This window comes from Streptomyces sp. G45 (assembly GCF_049542095.1).
Classification (GTDB): Bacteria; Actinomycetota; Actinomycetes; order Streptomycetales; family Streptomycetaceae; genus Streptomyces.
The window spans coordinates 2,717,488-2,742,295 of record NZ_JBMUZU010000001.1 but is presented as its reverse complement, the minus strand read 5'-3'; the positions used below and the strand labels follow the sequence as shown (position 1 = coordinate 2,742,295).

The window sequence follows — 24,808 nt, the reverse complement described above, 5'->3', positions numbered from 1 at the left end:
ACCGCTCACCACCCCTGGGAAGAACTCATGACCGACACCAGCGGCGATGTCCGCCTGACCGGGATCAGCAAGAGCTACGGCTCGTTCACCGCCGTCCACCCGCTCGACCTGACCGTGCCCCAGGGCTCGTTCTACGCCCTGCTCGGCGCGTCCGGCTGCGGCAAGACGACCACGCTCCGCATGATCGCGGGCCTGGAGGAGCCCACGACCGGCGCCGTGTGCCTCGGCGACCAGGACGTCACCGCGCTGCCGCCCTACAAGCGGCCCGTCAACACGGTCTTCCAGTCGTACGCGCTCTTCCCGCACCTCGACATCTTCGAGAACGTCGCCTTCGGCCTGCGCCGCCGCGGCGTCAAGTCCGTGAAGAAGCAGGTCGGCGACATGCTGGACCTGGTGCAGCTCGGCGAGCACGCCCGCAAGAAGCCGCACCAGCTCTCCGGCGGCCAGCAGCAGCGCGTCGCCGTCGCCCGCGCCCTGATCAACCACCCCAAGGTGCTCCTCCTCGACGAGCCCCTCGGCGCCCTCGACCTGAAGCTGCGCCGTCAGATGCAGCTCGAACTCAAGCGCATCCAGACCGAGGTCGGCATCACCTTCGTGCACGTCACGCACGACCAGGAGGAGGCCATGACGATGGCCGACACCGTCGCCGTGATGAACGGCGGCCGCGTCGAGCAGCAGGGCGCCCCCGCCGACCTCTACGAGAACCCGCGCACCACGTTCGTCGCCAACTTCCTCGGCACGTCGAACTTCATCGAGGCCGAGGTGGACTCGGTCAGCGGCGGCGACGTCGTCCTGACGGCGGGCGACGGCAAGCTCGCCCTGCCGAAGGAGCGATGTCGCGCCGCCACCGCCCCCGGAGGCAAGGTGCTCGTCGGCATCCGCCCCGAGAAGATCGCCCTCACCCACGCCGACGACGCGGGCACCGTCCCCGACGGACGCAACCGCATCACCGGCCGGATCACCGAGTCCAGTTTCATCGGCGTCTCCACGCAGTACGTCGTGGACAGCCCCGTCTGCGCGGCCTTCCAGGTGTACGCCCAGAACGTCGAGCGCGACCCCCGCCTCGCCCCCGGCGCCGAGGTCGTCCTGCACTGGAACCCCGCCCACACCTTCGGCCTCGACGCCGCCCAGGACGCCGACGCGGGCGTCGAGAAGGTGGAGGAGGACGCGTGACGGCCCCCGCCCCCACCGCGGCCCCCGCGCCCGCCGCCGACCAGGCCCCGCCCCCGGCGGCTCCCCGCAGGCGCGGCCGCCTCGTCCCGTACTGGCTGCTGCTGCCCGGCATCCTGTGGCTGCTCGTCTTCTTCGCGCTGCCGCTGGTCTACCAGGCGTCGACGTCCGTGCAGACCGGGTCCCTCGAAGAGGGCTACAAGGTCACCTGGCACTTCGCCACCTACTGGGACGCGCTCGGCGACTACTGGCCGCAGTTCCTGCGCTCGGTGCTGTACGCGGGCGCCGCCACCGTGCTGTGTCTGCTGCTCGGCTACCCGCTGGCGTACCTCATCGCGTTCCGCGCGGGCCGCTGGCGCAATCTGATCCTGGTCCTGGTCATCGCGCCGTTCTTCACCAGCTTCCTCATCCGCACCCTGGCCTGGAAGACGATCCTCGCCGACGGCGGCCCGGTCGTCGGCGCCCTGAACGCGCTGCACGTCCTGGACGTCACCAACTGGCTCGGCGCCACCGACGGCGACCGCGTCCTCGCCACGCCGCTCGCCGTGGTCTGCGGACTGACGTACAACTTCCTGCCGTTCATGATCCTGCCGCTGTACACGTCCCTGGAGCGCATCGACCCGCGCCTGCACGAGGCCGCGGGCGACCTCTACGCCCGGCCGTCCACGACGTTCCGCAAGGTCACCTTCCCGCTGTCGATGCCCGGCGTGGTCTCCGGCACGCTGCTCACCTTCATCCCGGCCGCCGGTGACTACGTGAACGCCGACCTGCTCGGCTCCACCGACACACGCATGGTCGGCAACGTCATCCAGACGCAGTTCCTGCGCATCCTCGACTACCCGACGGCCGCCGCGCTCTCCTTCATCCTCATGGCCGCGATCCTGTTCATGGTGACGTTCTACATCCGCAAGGCGGGGACGGAGGATCTGGTCTGATGGCCCTCGTACGGTGGCTGCGCCGGAATCTCGTCGTCATTTTCGGCCTCCTCACGCTCGCCTACCTCCTGCTGCCCAACGTGGTCGTCACGGTCTTCTCCTTCAACAAGCCGAAGGGCCGCTTCAACTACTCCTGGCAGGAGTTCTCGACCGACGCCTGGAAGGACCCGTGCGGCGTCGCCGACATGTGCGGCTCCCTCTCGCTGAGCCTGCGGATCGCGTTCTGGGCCACGCTCGGCGCGACCGTGCTCGGCACGATGATCGCCTTCGCCCTGGTGCGCTACCGGTTCCGGGCGCGCGGCGCGGTGAATTCGCTGATCTTCCTGCCGATGGCGATGCCCGAGGTCGTCATGGCCGCCTCGCTGCTCACCCTGTTCCTCAACATGGGCGCGCAGCTCGGCTTCTGGACGGTCCTGATCGCGCACATCATGTTCTGCCTGAGCTTCGTGGTGACGGCCGTGAAGGCGCGCGTGATGTCCATGGACCCGCGCCTGGAACAGGCCGCGCAGGACCTCTACGCCGGGCCCGTGCAGACGTTCCTGCGGGTCACCCTGCCCATCGCCGCGCCCGGAATCGCCGCGGGCGCGCTGCTGGCGTTCGCGCTGTCCTTCGACGACTTCATCATCACGAACTTCAACGCCGGATCGACCGTGACCTTCCCCATGTTCGTCTGGGGATCCGCGCAGCGGGGCACGCCCGTTCAGATCAATGTGATCGGCACGGCGATGTTCCTCGTCGCCGTCGTTCTCGTCCTCGCGGGAATGCTGATCGGCAAGCGCCGCGCCAAGAAATCCCGTTAGGGAATCCGAAGGAGTTGGAAATCATGGCCCGAAGCGCCATGAACCGCTGGACCACATCCCTGAGCGACGCCAAGCCGGTCCCGTACTGGCTCGACGACCCCGCCAAGCCCGGCCCCGAACCCGCCCTGGTCGGCGACGAGCGCTGCGACCTGCTCGTCGTCGGCGGCGGCTACAGCGGCCTGTGGACCGCCCTCATCGCCAAGGAGCGCGACCCCGGCCGCGACGTCGTCCTCGTCGAGGGCCGCGAGATCGGCTGGGCCGCCTCCGGCCGCAACGGCGGCTTCTGCGCCGCCTCCCTCACCCACGGCCTCCCCAACGGCCTCGCCCGCTGGCCCAAGGAGATCGCCAAGCTGGAGGAGCTGGGCGCGCGCAACCTCGACGAGATCGAGGCGGCCGTGAAGCGGTACGCCATCGACTGCGACTTCGAGCGCACCGGCGAGATCGACGTCGCCACCCAGCCCCACCAGCTCGCCGAACTCCACGAGACGTACGAGGAGCTGGCCGCCCTCGGCCTCACCGGCACCGCCGAGCTGCTCGACCGGGACGCCGTGCGCGCCCAGGTCGACTCGCCGACGTTCCTCGGCGGCTTCTGGGACCGCGACGGCGTCGCCCTGCTGCACCCGGCGAAGCTGGCCTGGGGCCTCAAGCACGCCTGCCGCGACCTCGGCGTCCGCATCCACGAGCACACCCCGGCCCTGGACCTGGCCTCGACGGGCCCCGGCATGGCCGTCCGCACTCCCTATGGCCGCGTCTTCGCCCGCCAGGTCGCCCTCGGGACGAACGTCTTCCCGTCCCTGGTCAAGCGGGTGCGCCCGTACACGGTCCCGGTCTACGACTACGCCCTGATGACCGAGCCGCTCAGCGCCGACCAGCTGGCCGCCGTCGGCTGGCAGGGCCGCCAGGGCCTCGGCGACGCCGCCAACCAGTTCCACTACTTCCGGCTCTCCGCCGACAACCGGATCCTGTGGGGCGGGTACGACGCCATCTACCCCTTCGGCGGCAAGGTGCGCGCCGAGTACGACCAGCGCCCCGAGACGTTCGCCCGGCTCGCCCGGCACTTCTTCACCTGCTTCCCGCAGCTGGAGGGCCTGCGGTTCACGCACGCCTGGGGCGGCGCCATCGACACCTGCTCGCGCTTCTCGGCCTTCTTCGGCACGGCGTACGCGGGCCGGGTCGCCTACGCCGCCGGGTACACGGGCCTCGGGGTGGGCGCCACGCGGTTCGGCGCCGACGTGATGCTGGACCTGCTCGCGGGGGAGCGGACCGAGCGCACGGCCCTGGAGATGGTGCGCTCCAAGCCGCTGCCGTTCCCGCCCGAGCCGTTCGCCTGGACCGGGATCACGCTCACCAAGAAGGCCCTGGCCCGCGCCGACGAACGCGGCGGGCGGCGGAACCTGTGGCTGCGCGCCCTGGACCGCGCGGGCCTCGGCTTCGACAGCTGACGCCCCGCCGCCGGTGCCGCCCGGCCGCCGGTGCCGCCCGGCCGCCGGTGCCGCCCGACCGCCGGTGCCGCCCGGCGGCCGACCCTCTGACCGGCCCGAACGGGACCGCCGGGCGCACCGGCGTACGCCCTCACGCGCCGTGACGCACTTCACTACCAACAAGTAGGCACGACTCGCGTAATGCCCGGGCCCCGACCCGCTCTTCCTCGTGGCGGACCAACCGTCACACACGAAAGGAAGGGCTCCATGAACGGCTCGGGTGCGAAATCGGCGGTCGAATGGCTGGTGTCGGTGGCTCCGGACCCCGACGCCTGCCGCTGGGAGTGGGAGCGCAACCCCCTCGGGGTCGCGCTGCTCCCGGCGGGCAGGCTCTGGGACGTGCTCATCCTCCCCGCCGAACTCGGCTATCCCACGCTGGACGTGCTCACGCGGGTGGTCGACCGGCCGGGCCCGGTGCTCGCCGACTTCGGGGACGCGCGGATGGGCTTCTTCGTGCCGCCGGGCACGGTGGCGCGCTGGGTGGGCACGGGGGTGCGCGGCGCGGGCCGCGGCACCTGGATCGTGGTGCCCTACCCGGGGCGGTCGACGGGCGCGGTGCGCTGGCTGATCCCGCCGGACGGCTCCGGGACCCTCGTCGACCCGGCGCTCCTGGAACTCGCGATGCACGAGGCGGCGGCGACGCTGGCGCGCGAGGACCAGGAGCGACCGGAACGCCCCGGGGCGCCGGGCCCGTACGGGCCACCCCGGTGGCCGGACGACCCGGAACGACCATCCTGACCGCCCCACCCTCCCCCTCGGCCCACCGCACTCACCCCCTCACCGACCTCCCCGCCCGCTCTCCGCCCGCTCTCCTCCCGCTCTCCACCCGCCCTCCCTCCGTCCCCACTCGGCACCTGACAGGGCCTTGACAACCGGATTGGTCTGGACCAACTTGGCTGTGTCCTGCTCTCCACCACCCCCACTCCCGGAGGCAGTTGTGGCACGCACCCGCACCCGTTCAGGCCGCACCGGCGCCCGCCCAGGCCGCCCCCTCAGAATCCGCACCGCCGTCGCCGCGCTCGCGCTCGCGGCGTCCGGCACGCTCGCCGCCCAGCTCCCGGCCACCGCGTCGGGCGACCCCGCCGCCACCGGCACCCCCGTCACATCCCCCGCCGCCAAGCCGCTGCCCGCCCACGTCCTCGTCGGCTATCTGCACACCAGCTTCGCCAACGGCTCCGGCTACACCCGGCTCGCGGACACCCCGGCGAGCTGGGACATCATCGACCTCGCGTTCGGCGAGCCGACCTCGCCGACGTCCGGCGACATACGCTTCGGCCTCTGCCCCAAGTCGGAGTGCCCGAACGTCGAGACCAAGGACGAGTTCAAGGCCGCCGTCAAGGCCAAGCAGGCCCAGGGCAAGAAGGTCCTGATCTCCATCGGCGGCCAGAACGGGCAGGTCCAGCTCACCACCACGCAGGCCCGCGACAAGTTCGTCTCGTCGGTCTCGGCGATCATCGACGAGTACGGACTCGACGGCCTCGACATCGACTTCGAGGGCCACTCGCTCTCGCTGACCTCGGGCGACACCGACTTCAGGAACCCCAAGAGCCCGGTGATCGTCAACCTGATCTCCGCCGTGAAGTCCCTCAAGGCCAAGTACGGCCCGGACTTCACCCTCACCATGGCGCCGGAGACGTTCTTCGTGCAGCTCGGCTACCAGCACTACGGCCCCGGCCAGTGGGGCGGCGACCCGCGCGCGGGCGCCTACCTGCCCGTCATCCACGCCCTGCGCGACGACCTGACCCTGCTGCACGTCCAGGACTACAACTCGGGCCCGATCATGGGCCTCGACAACCAGTACCACCAGATGGGCGGCGCCGACTTCCACATCGCCATGACCGACATGCTCCTCACCGGCTTCCCGGTGAAGGGCAACACGGCCAACGTCTTCCCGCCCCTGCCCCCCGAGAAGATCGCCATCGGCATGCCCGCGTCCCCCCACGCGGGCAACGGCCACGTCCCGCCCGGCGAGGTCAACAAGGCCCTGGACTGCCTCACCAAGAACACCAACTGCGGCTCCTACAAGCCCCACGGCAAGTGGCCCGCCCTGCGCGGCCTGATGACCTGGTCGATCAACTGGGACCGCTTCAACAACCAGGAGTTCTCCCGGAACTTCGACGCGTACTTCGGTCAGTCGAGCAGCTGAGCCCACAGCCCGCGCAGCAGCGCGCCGCGGTCGCCCGCCAACTCCCGGAGCACGGCGGGCAGGTCCAGCGCGAGCGACCGCACCCGCGCCGCCGTGCGGCCGTCCCACCGCCGCACGGCGACGCTCGCGCGCGGCGCGCCCGGACCGCCGGGGTGGATCAGCACGCACGTCGGCGTCTTACCGGACGGCTGCCGGGCCAGCGCGTGGGCGTACAGGAACGCCTGGTACAGGTCGCCGGTGGCGAGCTTCCTGCCGCCCGGCGAGGCGTCGTACAGCTTGTACTTGACGTCGACGGGGCGGCACAGGGCCCCGCCGTCCCGGGTGAGCAGGGCGTCCGGGCGGACCTCGCTGTAGGGGCGGTCCGTCCGCTCGTCGTGCAGGACGTGGGAGCGCCCGGCCTGGCCGTGGACGCGCCAGCCCGTGCCGCTCGCGGCCTCGGTGAGCAGCCGGGTGGTGAAGTCCTCGAACAGGGTGTTCATGTCGACGAGGAAGGCGCGGGAGGCCAGCGGCCCGTGCGCGAACAGGCCCGCGATCCCGCCGCCGGTGAGCAGCAGCGCGGCCCAGCGGTGGGCGGGCCGGTAGTGCTCGTTGTGCCGGTGGTAGTCGAGCCGGGCGAGGGCGGAGCGCGGGTCGCCGAGCGGGCCCGGGGCGAGCCCGGCGAAGCGGGCGGCGGCGCGGCGGGCCCGGGCGCGCACGGCCGGGTCGGCGGTGGTGCGGGCGGCCAGCTCGGTGGCGGCGGCGCACAGCCGGTTGTCGAGGACGTCCGCGTCGTGCTCGTCGTACCGGCAGGCCAGCTTGTCCAGGCGGCCGAAGTGGCGCAGCGCCTGCCGGTCGGGCAGCAGCCGCCCGCGCACCGACGGCAGGTCCGCCTCGACGGGCACATAGTCGTGCCGGACGCCGTGGCCCAGCAGCCGCTCGGCCTGCTCGGTGACCAGGAGCGCCACCAGGTCGCGCAGGTGGGGGGCGCCCGCGGCGGCCGAGCGGGCCGCGGCGAGCGGCGGGCAGGTGCCGTCGGCCGCGTACGCCAGCATCCGCAGCACGTCGAGGTCCTCGCCCAGGTACTTGGGCCGCACCCGGATCTCGCAGGCGTCGAGCCGCACCACGCCCACGTGCTGATGCGCCGTCACCTCCAGCCGGTCGCGGGCGAGTTCGCGTACCGCGAGGCGCCCGGCGAGCGCGGCGTCGGCGCAGCGCGCGCGGTCGGCGGGGCCGAGCCGGACGCCCTCGACGACGGCGGTCTCGTACTCGCGCAGCCGCACCACGGGTACGGGCGCCGCGCTAGTCCGTGCCACCGCTGACCTGGAGTTCCGTGTACAGCGCGGTGACCAGGCCCTCGTCGGTGAGGTCCCGCAGGGTGTGCGTCTCGGCGTCGACCAGGGCCTCGCCGAGGAAGGCCGCGAGGAGGGTGTAGTCGTCGTACGCGTACTCCTGGAGCAGCGGCAGGATCTCGCCGCGGATGATGGCCGCGAGGTCCGCCGCGGAGTCGACGGGCTCGCCTCCCGGCAGGAAGTAGGCGTGCCCGATCTGCTTCTCACGGTCCAGGTGGGTGCGGATGCGCTGGTTGAGGGCGTCGAGCAGGTCGGCGAGGTGCAGCTGCTCCACGTGGCAGCCCTGGAGCGGCGCGGAGCTGGGCAGCAGCTCGACGAACGCGAAGCGGCGGCGGACGGCGGCGTCCAGGGCGCGGATGGAGCGGTCGGCGGTGTTCATGGTGCCGATGAGGTACACGTTCGGCGGGATGGCGAAGGGCCGCTGGCTGAGCGGCAGGGTGACCGTGCGGCCGCGCTTGTCCTTCTCCAGGAGCGTGATCAGCTCGCCGAGGATCTTGGGCAGGTGGCCGCGGTTCAGCTCGTCGACGACCACCAGGTACGGGTGTCCGGGGTCGGCCGTCGCGCGGGCGCACACGCGCTTGAACACGCCGTCGGTCAGGTCGAGCGTCAGACCGCCGACGCCGCCGCCCCTGACCGGCCGGAAGCCCTCGACGAAGTCCTCGTAGCCGTACGTGGGGTGGAACGTGACGGTGGTCAGGCGCCCGGCGTCCGTGAGGGCGTCCAGGGTCGTTGCGTAGGCGGCGGTGCCCGGCTCCGCGTACGGGTCGACGCCGGGCAGGCCGCCGGAGAGTTCGCCGAGCCAGCGGGCCGCGAACCGCAGCGCCGTGTAGGTCTTGCCGGTGCCGGGCGGCCCGAACAGGACGACCTGGCCGCGGCGTTCGAGGGCGTCGGCGACGGTCTGCAGTTCGGCGTCGAGCGGCCGCGCGGCGGCGGGCCCGGTGAGCGCGTCGGTGTCGGCGTCCTCGGCGGTGTCCGCCGTCTCGGGCGCGGCGCCCGTCCGGCCGCGGCGGATCCGCTGCCACAGCGCGGCGGGGACGTCCTTGACGGTGACGGTCGCCCAGGACCGCTCGGGCTCGTCGAGCCGCTGGGCGTAGCCCTCGTCCCAGGCGACGGCGACGGTGTGCCGGTGGTCGGGCAGGTCGGCGCGCCAGGCGTAGCCCTCGTCGGTGACGCGGCCGACGCCGAGGACCTGGCTGGCGCCGGTGTTGGCGACGACGAGGTCGCCGGGGCGCAGGCCGAGCAGCTTCCACACCTCGTTGGCCTTGGCGGAGATCTTCGCCTTGTAGCCGTGGTAGCGCTCGCCGTACGCCGCCGTGAACGCGGCCTGGAACTCGTCCTTGTCGGCGTAGGCGCGCAGGTCGCCGACCTCGTCCCAGCCCACCGCGATGTGCCCGCCGGTGCGGCACCGCTCCCACAGGCTGCCGTCGCGCCCGGCGGCGACCTTGACGACCTGCTGGGCGCGGTGCGGGTCGGCCCACCAGAACAGGAACGTGACGACCTCGTCGTAGGTCCATCCGGCGAAGCGCGCGTCGGCGTCGATGACGCTCTTGAGCCGGTCCATGAGCGCGAACCGCTCCAGCTTGGGCACGGGCTCGCCGGTCAGCCGCCGTACGAAGTGCGGCACCCAGGTGGTGGCGTAGACGGCGAGCGCCGCGTCGGGCGCGTACACCCGCAGTGTCTTGGCGATGAGCGCGGGCCCGGAGCGGATGGCGTCGATGGCGTCGATGTCGGACATCCGGCCCTCGCGGGCGGCCGTCACGGCCTCGACGATCCCGGCCCGCACCGCCTCCCAGGCCTCCTCGACGCCGCCGTAGCGCGAGTCGTGCCACCAGCGGCTGTCCTGTTCGCGCCAGTACAGGAGGTGCTTGCGGGCGGAGCCGCCCGCGATGGAGCCGAGCGCGTTGCTGCCGAACTCCAGGACGTAGCAGTACGGCTTGGTCTGCGCGCTGTCGCCGAGGCCGAGGGCGTACCGGTCCAGGGGCAGCGTCGGCCAGTCCTCCCAGGGGAAGGCGCGGCGGATCTCCTCGGCCTGGGCGTTCATCTCGGCGAGCCGGGGCGCGTGCCGCTCCCGGTCGAAGGCCGCGAGGGCCTCGTCGAGCGGCCAGGGGCGCAGCGTCTCGGCCTGCGTCGGGGAGACGGGCCTGAGCACGCAGGAGCAGACGCCGGTGAGGGGCTGGCCGCGGCCGCCGAGCAGCCCGATGGACTTGGCGTACGCGGCGCGGCCCGCGGTGTCCTGGGAGGGCGCGGAGTCGATGAGGCGGCGCCAGAGCAGCCCGTCGGGGTCGGGGAAGCGGGGCAGGCTCGCGGGGTCCGTCAGGTGTCCGCAGCCCGGGTCGTGGTGGATGAGGCGGCCGTGCTGCGGGAGCAGGACGAAGCCGGGGGAGCGGGTGAGCGCGTAGTCCCCGCGCTCGTAGGTGACGGCCACCTGCTCCGATTCGTCGGCCATGACGCCCCCTTGCCCGCGGTCCGCTTCGGGGCCGACTCCGCTTCGGTGGCGGCCCGCTTCTGGTGCGACCCGTTCCCGGGGCGGGCCGCTGGCGGCCGCCCCTAGCTCCGGGTCGACTGCCGACCGTATCGCGTGTGCAGCAGGGTCGTGGTCAGGAGCAGCATTCCGCCGAGCAGCCAGCTGGCGGCCACGTCCGCGGGCCAGTGGTAGCCGCGGACGGCCAGGCCGAGGCCGACGCCGGAGTTCAGCAGGGCGCAGGCGGCGAGCAGGGCGCGGCGGGCCGCCCGGCGGGCGAGGAGGGGCAGCAGCAGGAGGGCGGCCGCGCCGTAGGCGACGGTGGCGGTGGCGGTGTGGCCGGAGGGGTAGTAGCCGGTGCCGTCCATGCCCGGTGGGGCCGGGCGGGCGAGCGCCGCCTTCAGGGGCACCACGAGCGCGGGGACGGCCGCCATGGCGAGCGCGGCGAGCAGCGGCGCGAGCCACCAGCGGAACGCGTCGGCGCGGTGGGCGCGGTGGGCCGCGTACGCGAGGACGGCGGCCAGGACCGGCAGGGCGACGGTCATATTGCCCAGGTCGGCGAGGAGTTCGGCGAGCGGCGTCGGCAAGGGGCCGTCGATGAGGGCGCGGCCGAGGCGTTCGTCGAGGCGGCGCACGGGGCCCTTGGCGGCGATCTGCCAGGTCAGCAGGGCGAAGAGGGTGGCGCAGAGGCCGAGGCCGAGCAGGAGGGGAGTGGTCGGCCGCCCCGGAACAGGGGGGGTGGTTCCGAGGCGGCCGTGGTGACCGGGCTGCCGCGCGCCCCGGGGGGTTTGGGGCGTGCGGCCATCCGATCGGTGAGGAGTTCCGGAGCCAGTGGCTCCAGGGGTGTGCGCGAAGGCACGACCAGGGCGGGGCTGGGGATGCTCCGTCCCGGTGCTGCTCACGGTGGCCCGTGAGCGGGGTGTTTCTCTCATCTGCGGAAACCGTACGTCAGGAGATCGGGGCCCAACAGCCACAACGGCATCCCGTCATGGGGCTCCCACACCTTCTTCACAGGCCCTGACCGTCACTTCGGGTCATGGGTTCCGTACCCCGCGAGGTACCGCCACGTCAGGCGGCGTGCGGGGGAGTGGGCGGGGGCGTGCGGGGGCGCGGACGGCGTGGAGCCGGGATCTTCCCGGTTTGGGAGGATCCCGGCTCCAAAGGTACAGACCAGGGTGCGACCGGTGCGGCGAACGCGCCGGTCAGACGGCCCTGGACCGTCGCTGACCGGTCGCGACCCGTCGCGACGACGCCCTCAGCGCGACGACGGCCTCAGTGCGACGACGGCCTCAGACCGTCGCGAACGCCGCCTCCAGCACGTCCAGGCCCTCGTTCAGGAGGTCGTCGCCGATGACCAGCGGCGGCAGGAAGCGCAGCACGTTGCCGTAGGTGCCACAGGTCAGGACCAGCAGGCCCTCGGCGTGGCAGGCCTTGGCGAGCGCCCCGGCGGCCTGCGGGTGCGGCTCCTTGGTGGCGCGGTCCTTGACCAGCTCGATCGCGATCATCGCGCCGCGGCCGCGGATGTCGCCGACGATCTCGTACTTCTCGGCGATGGCGGCCAGGCGGGCCTTCATGACGGCCTCGATGTGCTGGGCCTTGGCGTTGAGGTCCAGCTCCTTCATCGTCTCGATGGCGCCGAGCGCGCCCGCGCAGGCCACCGGGTTGCCGCCGTAGGTGCCGCCGAGGCCGCCCGCGTGCGCGGCGTCCATGATCTCGGCGCGGCCCGTGACGGCGGCCAGCGGCAGTCCGCCCGCGATGCCCTTGGCGGTGGTGATCAGGTCCGGGACGATGCCCTCGTCCTCGCAGGCGAACCACTGGCCGGTGCGGCAGAAGCCGGACTGGATCTCGTCGGCGACGAAGACGATGCCGTTGTCGTTCGCGAACTTCACGATCTCCGGCAGGAAGCCCTTGGCGGGCTCGATGAAGCCGCCCTCGCCGAGCACCGGCTCGATGATGATCGCGGCCACGTTCTCGGCGCCGACCTGCTTGGAGATCTGGTCGATGGCCTGCGCGGCGGCCTCCGGGCCCGCGTTCTGGGGCCCGGTCGGCCAGCGGTAGCCGTAGGCGACCGGGACGCGGTAGACCTCGGGTGCGAACGGGCCGAAGCCGTGCTTGTACGGCATGTTCTTCGCGGTCAGGGCCATCGTCAGGTTGGTGCGGCCGTGGTAGCCGTGGTCGAAGACGACGACCGCCTGGCGCTTGGTGTACGCGCGGGCGATCTTCACCGCGTTCTCGACGGCCTCGGCGCCGGAGTTGAACAGCGCGGACTTCTTGGCGTGGTCGCCCGGCGTCAGCTCCGCGAGCGCCTCGGCGACGGCCACATAGCCCTCGTACGGCGTGACCATGAAACAGGTGTGGGTGAAGTCGGCGAGCTGGGCGGAGGCCCGGCGCACGACGGCTTCGGCGGAGGCGCCGACGCTGGTCACCGCGATGCCGGAGCCGAAGTCGATCAGGCGGTTGCCGTCGACGTCCTCGATGATGCCGCCGCCCGCGCGCGCCGCGAAGACGGGCAGGACGGAGCCCACGCCACCGGCGACCGCGGCGGTGCGGCGGGCCTGAAGCTCCTGGGACTTCGGCCCGGGGATGGCGGTGACGACGCGGCGCTCCTGGGGAATAGCGGACATGAGAGCTCCTGGGGTGGCTTGGGGGTGGGTCGTGCGGACGTCCTCGGGCACGGCCGCCCTGCGGCGGCCTTCGGCGGCTTGGGGACGCTTTCTGGGTCTTTCTCCGCAGGTTAGGGGCGGGGGCGGGGAGCGGGCATGCTCCATGCGGTAGTTGTTCCGCGTGGCGGTTGTCCGCCGTGGACATAGCGACCGTTCCCCGTGGCCGCCGCGGCCCGGCGGGCCCCGCGTGGCGTGATCGGCGCGCACACGGCCCCGGGGCGGTGGGCGGGCACTAGATTGAGCCGCGAACCGAATGGACAGGGCAGGTCAGGGGGCAAGGCGATGACAACCGACGGCACGCAGGACGCGCGCGGCACGCATGCCACTCCGGTGCCGCGCCCGGCGTCGCCACCGGCCGCCTTCGCGGCGGGGGCGCCCGGGGGCGCGGTGCCGCCGCGGCCGACCCGCGCGCCGGGGGCGCCGCCGGGGGCCGGGGGCGACGCCTTCCTGACCTGGCTGCGTACGGCGCGGCCCAAGGCCGCGCCCGGGATCTGGCGGTTCGGGCACGCGCCGCGGCCGGAGGTCGAGCCGGAGGTGGTGCCGACCCGGCAGCTCCTCACCGGCGCGGGCATCGCGTTCCTCGTGGGCTGGCTGATCTGGTCGCTGCTCAACAACGGCTACCTGGGCGGCTGGTGGATCGTTCCCCTTGAACTGTTCACCCCGGACTCCTGGCGCTACAGCGACAGCAAGCTGGTCAACCTCGTCGTCTGGGACGGCTACACCCTCCTCGTCGTCCTCGCCATCATGATCGGCGTCGGCAAGGTGGGCCGCTGGGGCGAGGTCTGGCGCCGCTTCGTCGCCCCGCGCCTGCGCCGCCGGGAGCCGGTCGAGCAGCCCCCGCCGCCCGAGGAGGACCCCGCCCAGTGGCCGAAGCTGCGGGCCGGTGGCGCCGGGGCCGCCGCCGACCGGCTCGCCGCCGACGCCCATGCCGGGCTGATGAAGGACATCGACGCCGCGCGCATCGCCCGCGCCTGGCGCTCCGTGCGCTCGGGGAACAACTCGCTCGCCGCCTTCACCGACGCCGTCGTGCGCGACGGCGCCGCCGCATGCCCGCACCCCTCAGGGGACCGCGACCTGCCCGCCCGCACCGCCCGGCACGACCTGGCCACCGCCCAGGTCCGGCTCGGCACCACCGTCGACGACCCCCGCAACCCCTACGCCTACCGCGGCACCGGCCTCGCCGTCGGCCCCGACCTGATCGGCACCTCGCTGCTCGCCGTCGGCCCCGCCGGGTCCGGCAAGACCGGCACCGTCGTGTGGCCCATCGCCGAGTCGCTGTGCCTCCAGGCCCTGGCCGGGCGGGCCGCCGTCGTCGTGGTCGGCGCGGCGGGCGCCGGGCTCGGGCCCGCCGACGCCTACGACGTGGTGGTCCGCATCGGCCACCCCGACTCGGTGTACGACCTCGACCTGTACGGCGGCGCCACCGACCCCGACGAGGCCGCCGCCGTGCTCGCCGAGGCGCTCGTCGGCGACCTCGCCGACCCGCACCCCGGCGCCGACAGCCGCCGCTCCACCACCGTCCTCGCCCAGCTGCTCGGCCCCTACCACGCGGTGCACGGCCGCTACCCCTCCGTACCCGACCTGCGCGCCCTGCTCGACGGCGACCCCGCGCCGCTCGGCGCGCTGCGCAAGGCGCTCCAGGAGGCCGGGCGCGAGGGTCTGCTGCGGGAACTCGACGCCCGCGAGCGGCAGTTGGGGCACCCCGGGGACGTCGGCGCCGTCCTGGCGGACCGGATCGCGCTGCTCGACCGGCCCGCGTTCGCCGCGTTCTTCGACACCTCGGGGCGCAGCACGCCGTTCTCGCTGCGTGCCCTCGACCACCCGGTGCGGGTCCGCATCGACCTGCCCGAGCGCGGCCACGCCGACGCCTCGCGGATCCTCGCCCGGCTCGTGCTCGCCCAGTTCACCTCCAGCGCCGCCGCGCGCGAGGACCGCTCCCTGTTCGCCTGCCTCGTCCTCGACGACGCCACCGGCACCGTCACCCCGGAGGCGGTGCGCCGTGTCCAGCGCCTGCGGTCGGCCAACGCGGGCGTCGTCATGACCCTGCGCACCCTCGACGACGTACCGCGCCCGCTGCGTACGCCGCTGCTCGGCGCCGTCGGCTGCCGCATGGCCCTGTCCGGGCTCACCCCCTGGGACGGGCAGGACTTCGCGGAGGTCTGGGGCAAGGAGTGGACGGAGACCCGGGACGTCACCGACCGCCAGATCATCGCCGAGACCCCCGCGGGCAAGGCCTTCCACATCCTGCGCCGGGTGATCACCGGCAACGCGCCGACCGCCCGCGCGGTCACCGTCCGCCAGGTCGAGCGGGAGCGCTGGTCGGCGTCCGAACTGGCCCACGCGGTGCAGCCGGGGCACGCGGTGCTGTCCCTGACGGATGTGCGGGGGGAGCACGCGCCGCCGCTGCTGGTGGATCTGCGGGGGTGACGTGGGCGCCGGGGCGCCGGGGCACGAGGAGTGTCGAGGCGCTGGAGGGGCGCGGGGAGTGTCGAGGGTGCTGGAGGGGGCGTGGGCGGTGTCGAGAGCGCCGGGGGCGCGGGGAGCGCCGGGTGTGGCGCGCGCCCGGCCGCACGGCGCGAGAACAGGGGCACCTATACCTGGCACGGCTCCCGTGGCGACCGTACGGTGAGGCAGAATCGACGGTGGCCGTCATACGCGACGGCCAAGGGATCACGTAAGCCCTCTCGGTAGCCCCCGCCCAGCCCCCGCCCAGCCCCCGCAAGCCCTCCGGTCTCCGGCCGCCCCCGGCCGGGCCCCGCCGTCGTCCGACCTGAAGGTCCCATGCCCCCCACGCTCGCCTCGCTCGTCGGCCACTCCGCGCTCAAGCTCACCGTGCGCGCGGGCGAGGACCGCCTGGACACCCCCGTGCGCTGGGCCCACGTCAGCGAGCTGGCCGACCCCGTGCCGTACATGGAGGGCGGCGAGCTGCTGCTCATCACCGCCCTCCAGCTCGACGCGGAGGACCCCGAGGCCATGCGGCGCTATGTGAAGCGGCTCGCGGGCGCGGGCGTCGTCGGCCTCGGCTTCGCGGTCGGCGTGAACTACCCCGACATCCCGAAGGCCCTCGTCGACGCGGCCGCCAAGGAGGGCCTGCCGCTCCTCGAAGTGCCGCGCCGCACCCCCTTCCTCGCCATCAGCAAGGCCGTGTCGGCGGCCATCGCCGCCGACCAGTACCGGGCCGTCACCGCGGGCTTCGCCGCCCAGCGCGAGCTGACCAAGCAGGCGCTCGGGGGCGGCGCCGAGGGGCTGCTCCGCGCGCTCGCCGGACAGGTCGACGGCTGGGCGGCGCTGTACGACGCCTCGGGCGCCGTCGTCGCCGCCGCGCCCGAGTGGGCCGCGCGCCGCGCCGCCCGCCTCACCGGCGACGTCGAGCGGCTCCGCGAGCGGCCCGCGCCCGCGAGCCTCGTCGTCGCCGGGGCCGACGACCGCGTCGAGCTGCACACTCTCGGCGCCGGGCGGCGGCCGCGCGCCGCGCTCGCCGTCGGCACCGCCTCGACGCTCGGCACCGCCGAGCGCTACGCCGTCCACTCCGCGATCGCCCTGCTCACCCTCACCACCGAACGCTCCCGCTCGCTGCACGACGCCGAGGCCCGCGTCGGCGCCGCGGTCCTGCGGATGCTGCTCGCCGGTGAGCCCGACCACGCGCGGGTCGTCGCCGGGGATCTGTACGGGGAACTGCTCGACGCCCCGTTCCGGCTCGCCGTCGCCGAGGCCGCCGAGCCCGGGGCCCCTGCCCCCGCGGGGGCCGATTCCGCGGGGGCGGGGGAGCACGGCTGGTCCGCGCCGCTCGTCGACGCCGTCGAGACGGCCGCCGCACGCTTCGGCGAGGCGCTGCTCGTCGTGCCGGACGGCGAGCGGCTCGTGCTGCTCGTCGCGGACGGGGGCGCGGCGCAGCGGGCCGCCGTGGAGTACGCGGCCGGGGTCGACGCCGGGCGCGACGGCGCCGCGGGGGCTGCCGCTGCCGGGCGGCCGGAGGCGGGGGAGGAGCCCAGGCTGCTCATGGGGCTGTCCGCGCCCGCCGGTACGGTCGCCGCCGCGCCCGCCTACAAGCAGGCCGAGCAGGCCCTGTCCGTGGCCCGGCGGCGCGGGCGGGTCCTCGTCGAGCACGAGGAGCTGGCCGCCGGTTCCGTCCTTCCGCTGCTCGCGGACGACGCGGTGCGGGCCTTCGCGGACGGGTTGCTGCGGGCGCTGCGCGAGCACGACGCCACGGGGCGGGGCGACCTGGTCGCCTCGCTGCGGGCGTGGCTGTCGCGCCACGGGCAGTGGGACGCGGCCGCCGCCGACCTCGGCGTGCACCGGCACACCCTGCGGTACCGGATGCGGCGGGTCGAGGAGATCCTCGGGCGGTCCCTGGACGACCCGGACGTACGGATGGAGCTGTGGCTGTCCCTCAAGGCCACGGCGGCGTCCACGGACTGACTTCCGGCGGCCGCGTCTCGTGGGGGTGCGGGTGCGTCGGCGCCTGCCGCTGCTCGTCGCTTGCCTTGCCCACCCGCCCGCCCGTGCCCGCCTTGTGACCGGTGGCCGCCCCTCGCGGGGGTGCGGGTGCGTCGGCGTCTGCGGCTCCTCGTCGCTTGCTATTCCCCACCCGCCCGCCCGTGACTGCCTCGTGACCGGTGGCCGCCCCTCGTGGGGGTGCGGGTGCGTTGGCGTCTGCCGCTGCTCGTCGCTTGTCTTGCCCACCCGCCCGCCCGTGACTGCCTTGTGACTGGTGACCGCCCCTCGCGGGGCCGCGCGCCGTCCGGCGGCTGCGGCTCTCGCTCGTTTCTCCTTCCCGCCCGCCCGTGACTGTCTCCCAGGTGGTGGTCGCCTATTGCAGGGGCACCCTCCCGCACTCGCCAACGGCGACCAACCCCGGCAAGGAGCCCCCACCTCCCCCCTGCCCCGCACGGGTGGGCGGGTGGGAGAAAGGAACCGAGACGGGCCCGCGGGTGCCGACGGTGGGCAACCACGGCGTGGGGGGTCGGCCTCCCGGCTGCCCCGCACGGGTGGGCGGGTGGGTGAAAGGAAGCGAGACGGGCCCGCAGGTGCCGACGGTGGATAGCCGGGGCGGCGGCCTCCCGGCCGCCCCGCACGGGTGGGCGGGTGGGCGAGGGCGGCGGAGGCGCCCGCACAGGCAAGGGCGCTCGCGCCAGGAAGCCGCCCTGACATTCCGTCCTGTGCCCGGCCAGGAGTACTACGCCCCGGACAAACCCCCAGGTAGGCCCCCGGCCCTACCGTGGTGCTCGTACACCCCCGCAAGGACGAACCCCACGGAAGGGCCGGGATTCGCATGACTTCCATCCACGCCTTCTGGCTCGCCGGTCGCCAGACCACCGGCGAGACCACCCTCGACGTCACGTCCCCGTGGGACGGCCGACTCGTCGGCAGGGCGGCGGTGCCGACCGACGCCCAGGTGGAGGAGGCCGTCGCCGCCGCGTACGCCGTCCGCGAGGAGTTCGCGGCCACCCCGGCCCACGTCCGCGCCGCCGCCCTCGACCACGTGAGCCGCAGGCTCGTGGAGCGCACGGAGGAGATCGCGCAGCTGATCTCCGCCGAGAACGGCAAGCCGATCAAGTGGGCGCGCGGCGAGGTCGGCCGCGCCGTCTCGGTGTTCCGCTTCGCCGCCGAGGAGGCCCGCCGCTTCAACGGCGGCGAGGCCCAGCGCCTGGACACCGATGCCGGAGGCCAGGGCCGCCTGGCCCTGACGCGCCGCTTCCCCAAGGGCGTCGTCCTCGGCATCGCGCCGTTCAACTTCCCGCTGAACCTGTGCGCCCACAAGGTTGCCCCGGCCCTCGCCGTCGGCACCCCGATCATCCTGAAGCCCGCCCCGGCGACCCCGCTGTCCGGCCTGCTCATCGGCGAGCTGCTCGCCGAGACGGACCTGCCCACCGGTTCGTGGTCCGTGCTGCCGGTCGCCAACGACAAGATGCCCGCCCTCGTGCAGGACGAGCGCCTGCCGGTCATCTCGTTCACCGGCTCCGACAAGGTCGGCTACGCGATCATGGACTCGGTGCCGCGCAAGCACTGCACGCTGGAGCTGGGCGGCAACGGCGCGGCCGTCGTCCTCGGCGACTTCTCGTCCGACGCGGACCTGGACTGGGCCGCGAGCCGCATCGCGACCTTCTCCAACTACCAGGGGGGCAGTCCTGCATCTCCGTACAGCGCGTGATCGCCGACGCGTCCGTGTACGACCGCCTCGTACCGCGCGTCGTGGAGGCCGTCGCGGCGCAGGTCACCGGCGACCCCTCGGACCCGGCGACGGAGGTCGGCCCGCTGGTGAACGAGGACGCCGCCAAGCGCGTGGAGACCTGGGTCGACGAGGCCGTCAAGGCGGGCGCGACGCTGCTGACCGGCGGCGAGCGCGACGGCGCCACGTACGCGCCGACCGTCCTCACCGACGTACCCGCCGATGTGACCCTCGCCCGCGAGGAGGTCTTCGGGCCGGTACTGACGATCACGAAGGTGGACGGCGAGCAGGCCGCGTTCGACGCCGTGAACGACTCCAAGTACGGCCTCCAGGCGGGCGTGTTCACGCACGACCTCCAGGCCGCGTTCCGCGCCCACCGCGCCCTGGAGGTCGGCGGCGTCGTCATCGGCGACGCGCCCTCCTACCGCGCCGACCAGATGCCGTACGGCGGCGTGAAGCAGTCCGGCGTGGGCCGCGAGGGCGTCCGCTCCGCCATGGACGACTACACCTACGAGCGCGTCATGGTCCTCACGGGCCTCGCCCTGTAGCCGCCGCGGTCCCACCGGGAGCGCCGCGCGACGCCGAACGGCCGGAGCCCGCTGTGCGGGGGCTCCGGCCGTTCGTGCGTCCCGGCACCGCCGCCCGGCACCGCCGCCCGGCACCTGATCACCGCGCCAGGGCTGGTGACCATGCCCGGAATCGGGTACCAACGATCCAGTAGCACCGGTCAGTAACTATCGAGACCCATCCGGGGACTATCCAGACCCATCCGGGACGAACATCCGCTTTCCCGGCCATGATCCCGACTCGCGGCGAGGTGAGCCTCATGTCCGCAGCACACTCCACCCAGCCCAAGGTGTCCGAGCGCGAGGCGCGCCGGGTCGCCGAGGCCGCTCGTGAACAGGACTGGCGCAAGCCGAGCTTCGCCAAGGAGCTGTTCCTCGGCCGGTTCCGGCTCGACCTGATCCACCCGCACCCCCTGCCCGCCGCCGAGGACGCCCGCAGGGGCGAGGCGTTCCTGGCCAGGCTGCGCGACTTCTGCGAGACCGAGGTCGACGCCGCCCGCATCGAGCGCGAGGCGCGCATCCCCGACGAGGTCATCGCGGGCCTGAAGGAGCTGGGCTGCCTCGGCATGAAGATCGACACCAGGTACGGCGGCCTCGGCCTCACCCAGGTGTACTACAACAAGGCGCTCGCCCTGGCCGCCTCCGCGTCCCCGGCGATCGGCGCGCTGCTCTCCGCGCACCAGTCGATCGGCGTCCCGCAGCCCCTGAAGATCTTCGGCACCCAGGAGCAGAAGGACACCTACCTGCCGCGCTGCGCCCGCACGGACATCAGCGCGTTCCTGCTCACCGAGCCCGACGTCGGCTCGGACCCCGCCCGCCTCGCGACGACGGCGGTCCCCGACGGCGACGCCTACGTCCTGGACGGCGTGAAGCTGTGGACGACCAACGGCGTCGTCGCCGACCTGCTCGTGGTGATGGCGCGGGTGCCGACGTCCGAGGGCCACCCGGGCGGCATCACGGCCTTCGTCGTGGAGACCGCGTCCGACGGCGTCACCGTCGAGAACCGCAACGCCTTCATGGGCCTGCGCGGCCTGGAGAACGGCGTCACCCGCTTCCACCGGGTGCGCGTCCCCGCCGCCAACCGCATCGGCCCCGAGGGCGCGGGCCTGAAGATCGCCCTCACCACGCTCAACACCGGCCGCCTCTCGCTGCCCGCCACCTGCGCGGGCGCCGGGAAGTGGTGCCTGAAGATCGCCCGCGAGTGGTCCGGCGCCCGGGAGCAGTGGGGCAAGCCCGTCGCGTACCACGAGGCGGTCGGCGCGAAGATCTCCTTCATCGCGGCGACGACCTTCGCCCTGGAGGCCGTGCTCGACCTGTCCTCGCAGATGGCCGACGAGGACCGCAACGACATCCGCATCGAGGCCGCCCTCGCCAAGCTGTACGGCTCGGAGATGGCCTGGCTGATGGCCGACGAGCTGGTGCAGATCCGCGGCGGCCGCGGCTACGAGACCGCCGAGTCCCTGCGGGCGCGCGGCGAGCGCGCGGTCCCGGCCGAGCAGATCCTGCGCGACCTGCGCATCAACCGCATCTTCGAGGGCTCCACGGAGATCATGCACCTGCTGATCGCCCGCGAGGCCGTCGACGCCCACCTCAAGGTCGCGGGCGATCTCATCGACCCGGACAAGACCCTCTCCGACAAGGCGCGCGCCGGGGCCGCGGCGGGCGCGTTCTACGCCCGCTGGCTGCCGAAGCTGGTCGCCGGAGCGGGTCAGCTGCCGCGGTCGTACGCCGAGTTCCACCCGGCGGGCCACGCCGACCTGTCCGGGCACCTGCGCTTCGTGGAGCGGTCGGCGCGGCGCCTGGCCCGCTCCACGTTCTACGGGATGTCGCGGTGGCAGGGGCGCATGGAGACCAAGCAGGGCTTCCTCGGGCGGATCGTGGACATCGGCGCGGAGCTGTTCGCGATGAGCGCGGCGTGCGTGCGGGCGGAGCTGCTGCGCGCCACCGAGGACCACGGGCGGGAGGCGTACCAGCTGGCGGACGCGTTCTGCCGCCAGGCGCGCATCCGCGTCGACGAGCTGTTCGGGCGGCTGTGGACCAACACCGACGACCTGGACCGCCGGGTCGTCAAGGGCGTCCTCGCGGGCACGTACACCTGGCTTGAGCAGGGCATCGTCGATCCCAGTGGCGACGGCCCCTGGATCGCCGACGCCACCCCGGGCCCCAGCACCAGGGAGAACGTCCACCGCCCCCTCCGCTGACGCCGGTCCCTCGCGGGGGCGCCCCAGACCCGCCCCTCCCCGAACCAGGGGGCCAGCCCCCTGGCACCCCCGCGAATCGGCCTGGCGGCCTCGTCCTCAAACGCCGGACGGGCTGAGACGCTGCCGCACCGGCAGAACTCAGCCCGCCCGCGACGATCCAGCCTGTCCGGCGTTTGAGGACGAGGCGCGAAGCGCCGATCAGGCGGTGCCGGGCGCCCACGCCAGGAAGGGCGCACGCCACAATGGGGGGATGAGCGAAAGCCCCGCACCCCTCGCCGACCCGCACCTCGTCTTCGACCCCGTCGCCGCCGACGGCCCGCGGGACATCGTCGTCCTCGGCTCGACGGGTTCCATCGGCACGCAGGCGATCGACCTCGTCCTGCGCAACCCCGACCGCTTCCGCGTGACCGCCCTGTCCGCCGCGGGCGGCCGTGTCGCGCTGCTCGCCGAGCAGGCCCGGCGGCTGCGGGTGCGCACGGTCGCCGTGGCCCGCGAGGACGCGGTGCCCGCCCTGCGGGAGGCGCTGCGGGAGGAGTACGGGGCCGGGGAGCCGCTTCCCGAGATCCTCGCGGGACCGGACGCGGCGACCGAGCTGGCCGCCAGCGAGTGCCACACGGTCCTCAACGGCATCACCGGCTCCATCGGCCTCGCCCCCACGCTCGCCGCCCTGGAGGCGGGCCGCACCCTCGCGCTCGCCAACAAGGAGTCGCTGATCGTCGGCGGCCCGCTGGTGAAGGCCCTGGCCAAGCCGGGCCAGATCATCCCCGTGGACTCCGAGCACGCCGCGCTGTTCCAGGCGCTGGCCGCGGGCACCCGGGCCGATGTACGCAAGCTGGTCGTGACCGCGTCCGGCGGCCCCTTCCGCGGCCGGACCAAGGCCGACCTCGCCGACGTCACGCCGAAGGACGCGCTCGCGCACCCCACCTGGGCGATGGGCCCGGTGATCACGGTGAACTCGGCGACCCTGGTCAACAAGGGCCTGGAGGTCATCGAGGCCCACCTGCTGTACGACATCCCCTTCGAGCGCATCGAGGTCGTCGTGCACCCCCAGTCGTATGTGCACTCCATGGTCGAGTTCACCGACGGCTCCACGCTCGCCCAGGCCACCCCGCCCGACATGCGCGGCCCCATCGCGATCGGGCTCGGCTGGCCCGAGCGGGTGCCGGACGCGGCGCCCGCGTTCGACTGGAGCACGGCCTCCACCTGGGAGTTCTTCCCGCTCGACACCGAGGCGTTCCCGTCGGTGGGGCTCGCCCGGCACGTCGGGAAGCTCGCCGGAACGGCTCCGGCGGTGTTCAATGCCGCCAACGAGGAGTGCGTGGACGCCTTCCTGGCGGGCACGCTGGCCTTCAACGGCATCATGGAGACGGTGACGCAGGTCGTCGCCGAGCACGGCACGCCGCGCTCGGGAACCTCCCTGACCGTGGCGGACGTCCTCGAAGCGGAGACCTGGGCGCGGGCCCGGGCCCGTGAACTGACCGCTACGACGGACCGGACGACCGCGGAGGCCCGTGCATGACGACCTTGATGATGATTCTCGGGATAGTCGTCTTCGTGATCGGGCTGCTCTTCTCGATCGCCTGGCACGAGCTGGGCCATCTGTCGACGGCGAAGATGTTCGGCATCCGCGTGCCGCAGTACATGGTCGGCTTCGGCCCGACGATCTTCTCCCGGAAGAAGGGCGACACCGAGTACGGCGTCAAGGCCATCCCCCTCGGCGGGTACATCCGCATGATCGGCATGTTCCCGCCGGGCCCCGACGGGAAGCTGGAGGCGCGGTCCACCTCGCCCTGGCGCGGCATGATCGAGGACGCCCGCTCGGCGGCGTTCGAGGAGCTGAAGCCCGGCGACGAGTCGCGCCTCTTCTACACGCGCAAGCCGTGGAAGCGCGTGATCGTGATGTTCGCCGGTCCCTTCATGAACCTGGTCCTGGCCGTGGTGATCTTCCTCGGTGTGATGATGACCTTCGGCATCAGCACCCAGACCACGTCCGTCGGCAAGGTCTCCGACTGCGTCATCGAGGCCAGCGCCAACCGCGGCACCTGCGAGAAGGGCGACAAGCCCGCCCCCGCCAAGGCCGCGGGCCTCAAGGCGGGCGACAAGATCGTCGCCTTCCAGGGCAAGGCCGTCGACGACTGGTCCACGCTCCAGTCCCGGATCCGCGACACCATCGGCCCGGCCACGATCACCGTGGAGCGTGACGGGAAGCGCGTCGACCTGCACGCCAACCTGATCAAGAACCAGGTCAGCAAGACCGACGGGGACGGCGGCTACGTCGAGGGCAAGTACGTGTACGCCGGGTTCCTCGGCTTCACCCCCGCCTCCGGCATCGTCCAGCAGTCCTTCGGCCAGTCCGTGGACCGCATGGGCAACATGATGGAAAACGGCGTCGAGTCGATCCTCGCCCTGCCCTCCAAGATCCCCGACCTGTGGGACGCGGCGTTCGGCGACGGCGAGCGCAAGCAGGACTCCCCGATGGGCGTGGTCGGCGCGGCCCGCGTCGGCGGCGAGGTGTTCACCCTGGACATCCCGCCGGAGAACCAGATCGCGATGATGCTGTTCCTGCTGGCGGGCTTCAACCTCTCCCTGTTCCTGTTCAACATGCTGCCGCTGCTGCCCCTGGACGGCGGGCACATCGCGGGCGCGCTGTGGGAGTCGCTGCGGCGCAACGCGGCCAAGGTGCTGCGCCGCCCGGACCCGGGCCCGTTCGACGTGGCGAAGCTGATGCCGGTGGCCTATGTGGTGGCGGGGATCTTCATCTGCTTCACCATCCTGGTCCTGATCGCGGACGTGGTGAACCCGGTCAGGATTTCCTAGGCGTTCTTTTCGGCGCGATTTCGTCGGCGTGCGGAGTTTGCGGCGGCCGGGCACCCTCGGGGCCCGGCCGC

At 73.4% G+C, this 24,808-nt stretch carries 13 protein-coding genes and 3 pseudogenes; 12 read left to right on the top strand and 4 right to left on the bottom strand.

Translation table 11 applies throughout. The features are described 5' to 3' along the window. Window positions 1–27 precede the first annotated feature (27 nt). The 6 genes and pseudogenes from ACOBQU_RS10785 to ACOBQU_RS10760 form a co-directional block, all read left to right on the top strand. Window positions 28–1,173, top strand: coding sequence for an ABC transporter ATP-binding protein (locus ACOBQU_RS10785; RefSeq protein ID WP_423626131.1), 1,146 nt, complete (start codon window positions 28–30; stop codon window positions 1,171–1,173). Continuing rightward, window positions 1,170–2,105, top strand: coding sequence for an ABC transporter permease (locus tag ACOBQU_RS10780; RefSeq protein ID WP_423626130.1), 936 nt, complete (start codon window positions 1,170–1,172; stop codon window positions 2,103–2,105). The genes ACOBQU_RS10785 and ACOBQU_RS10780 overlap by 4 nt, the downstream gene beginning before the upstream one ends. Continuing rightward, window positions 2,105–2,905 (top strand): ABC transporter permease, encoded by an 801-nt coding sequence (locus ACOBQU_RS10775; protein ID WP_423626129.1) that lies wholly within the window; start codon window positions 2,105–2,107, stop codon window positions 2,903–2,905. The genes ACOBQU_RS10780 and ACOBQU_RS10775 overlap by 1 nt, the downstream gene beginning before the upstream one ends. Window positions 2,906–2,928: 23 nt before the next feature. Next, window positions 2,929–4,347 carry an NAD(P)/FAD-dependent oxidoreductase gene (locus ACOBQU_RS10770; RefSeq protein ID WP_423626127.1) on the top strand — a complete coding sequence of 473 codons (1,419 nt, stop codon included), beginning with the start codon at window positions 2,929–2,931 and terminating at the stop codon, window positions 4,345–4,347. Window positions 4,348–4,593: 246 nt separating this feature from the next. After that, window positions 4,594–5,046 (top strand): annotated as a pseudogene (locus ACOBQU_RS10765) (hypothetical protein); the annotation flags it as partial. 463 nt (window positions 5,047–5,509) lie between these two features. After that, window positions 5,510–6,532: pseudogene (locus ACOBQU_RS10760) on the top strand (chitinase); the annotation flags it as partial. Here the strand turns inward: ACOBQU_RS10760 and ACOBQU_RS10755 are convergent. The 4 genes from ACOBQU_RS10755 to gabT all read right to left on the bottom strand — a co-directional run bounded on the left by ACOBQU_RS10755 (window position 6,517) and on the right by gabT (window position 12,945). Further along, a complete protein-coding gene (locus tag ACOBQU_RS10755; RefSeq protein WP_423626125.1) occupies window positions 6,517–7,824 on the bottom strand; it encodes an McrC family protein in 1,308 nt (435 codons plus the stop codon). The pseudogene ACOBQU_RS10760 and the gene ACOBQU_RS10755 sit on opposite strands and share 16 nt — an antisense overlap. Next, window positions 7,811–10,306 carry an McrB family protein gene (locus ACOBQU_RS10750; protein WP_423626123.1) on the bottom strand — a complete coding sequence of 832 codons (2,496 nt, stop codon included), beginning with the start codon at window positions 10,304–10,306 and terminating at the stop codon, window positions 7,811–7,813. Before ACOBQU_RS10750 ends, ACOBQU_RS10755 begins: the two co-directional genes overlap by 14 nt. A gap of 101 nt (window positions 10,307–10,407) precedes the next feature. After that, complete coding sequence (locus tag ACOBQU_RS10745) at window positions 10,408–10,956, bottom strand: phosphatase PAP2 family protein (protein ID WP_423626121.1); 549 nt, start codon at window positions 10,954–10,956, stop codon at window positions 10,408–10,410. 654 nt (window positions 10,957–11,610) lie between these two features. Further along, the gene (gabT, locus tag ACOBQU_RS10740; RefSeq protein WP_423626119.1) at window positions 11,611–12,945 is read right to left on the bottom strand and encodes a 4-aminobutyrate--2-oxoglutarate transaminase; all 1,335 of its coding nucleotides are present in this window, start codon (window positions 12,943–12,945) and stop codon (window positions 11,611–11,613) included. Window positions 12,946–13,266: 321 nt separating this feature from the next. On the opposite strand from gabT, the gene ACOBQU_RS10735 reads away from it, so the two are divergent. The 6 genes and pseudogenes from ACOBQU_RS10735 to ACOBQU_RS10710 all read left to right on the top strand — a co-directional run bounded on the left by ACOBQU_RS10735 (window position 13,267) and on the right by ACOBQU_RS10710 (window position 24,737). Next, the gene (locus ACOBQU_RS10735; protein ID WP_423626118.1) at window positions 13,267–15,411 is read left to right on the top strand and encodes an ATP-binding protein; all 2,145 of its coding nucleotides are present in this window, start codon (window positions 13,267–13,269) and stop codon (window positions 15,409–15,411) included. Window positions 15,412–15,765: 354 nt separating this feature from the next. Continuing rightward, complete coding sequence (locus ACOBQU_RS10730; RefSeq protein WP_423626117.1) at window positions 15,766–17,403, top strand: PucR family transcriptional regulator; 1,638 nt, start codon at window positions 15,766–15,768, stop codon at window positions 17,401–17,403. An 853-nt stretch (window positions 17,404–18,256) separates the two neighbouring features. Further along, a pseudogene (locus tag ACOBQU_RS10725) lies at window positions 18,257–19,701 on the top strand (aldehyde dehydrogenase family protein). 278 nt (window positions 19,702–19,979) lie between these two features. Then, entirely contained in the window at window positions 19,980–21,920 is a 1,941-nt protein-coding gene (locus tag ACOBQU_RS10720; protein ID WP_423626115.1) for an acyl-CoA dehydrogenase family protein, read from the top strand. A gap of 250 nt (window positions 21,921–22,170) precedes the next feature. Further along, window positions 22,171–23,439: a 1-deoxy-D-xylulose-5-phosphate reductoisomerase gene (gene dxr, locus ACOBQU_RS10715; RefSeq protein ID WP_423626113.1), complete on the top strand. Its 1,269-nt coding sequence runs from the start codon at window positions 22,171–22,173 to the stop codon at window positions 23,437–23,439. Next, window positions 23,436–24,737 carry a M50 family metallopeptidase gene (locus ACOBQU_RS10710; protein WP_423626112.1) on the top strand — a complete coding sequence of 434 codons (1,302 nt, stop codon included), beginning with the start codon at window positions 23,436–23,438 and terminating at the stop codon, window positions 24,735–24,737. Before dxr ends, ACOBQU_RS10710 begins: the two co-directional genes overlap by 4 nt. The last annotated feature ends 71 nt before the right edge of the window (window positions 24,738–24,808 follow it).

Bases quoted from the DNA above. Each gene is read 5' to 3' on its own strand.
- ACOBQU_RS10785 (WP_423626131.1), top strand. From the start codon at position 28: ATGACCGACACCAGCGGCGATGTCCGCCTGACCGGGATCAGCAAGAGC.
- ACOBQU_RS10775 (WP_423626129.1), top strand. From the start codon at position 2,105: ATGGCCCTCGTACGGTGGCTGCGCCGGAATCTCGTCGTCATTTTCGGC.
- ACOBQU_RS10770 (WP_423626127.1), top strand. From the start codon at position 2,929: ATGGCCCGAAGCGCCATGAACCGCTGGACCACATCCCTGAGCGACGCC.
- ACOBQU_RS10750 (WP_423626123.1), bottom strand. From the start codon at position 10,306: ATGGCCGACGAATCGGAGCAGGTGGCCGTCACCTACGAGCGCGGGGAC.
- gabT (WP_423626119.1), bottom strand. From the start codon at position 12,945: ATGTCCGCTATTCCCCAGGAGCGCCGCGTCGTCACCGCCATCCCCGGG.
- ACOBQU_RS10735 (WP_423626118.1), top strand. From the start codon at position 13,267: ATGACAACCGACGGCACGCAGGACGCGCGCGGCACGCATGCCACTCCG.
- ACOBQU_RS10730 (WP_423626117.1), top strand. From the start codon at position 15,766: ATGCCCCCCACGCTCGCCTCGCTCGTCGGCCACTCCGCGCTCAAGCTC.
- ACOBQU_RS10720 (WP_423626115.1), top strand. From the start codon at position 19,980: ATGTCCGCAGCACACTCCACCCAGCCCAAGGTGTCCGAGCGCGAGGCG.
- dxr (WP_423626113.1), top strand. From the start codon at position 22,171: ATGAGCGAAAGCCCCGCACCCCTCGCCGACCCGCACCTCGTCTTCGAC.
- ACOBQU_RS10710 (WP_423626112.1), top strand. From the start codon at position 23,436: ATGACGACCTTGATGATGATTCTCGGGATAGTCGTCTTCGTGATCGGG.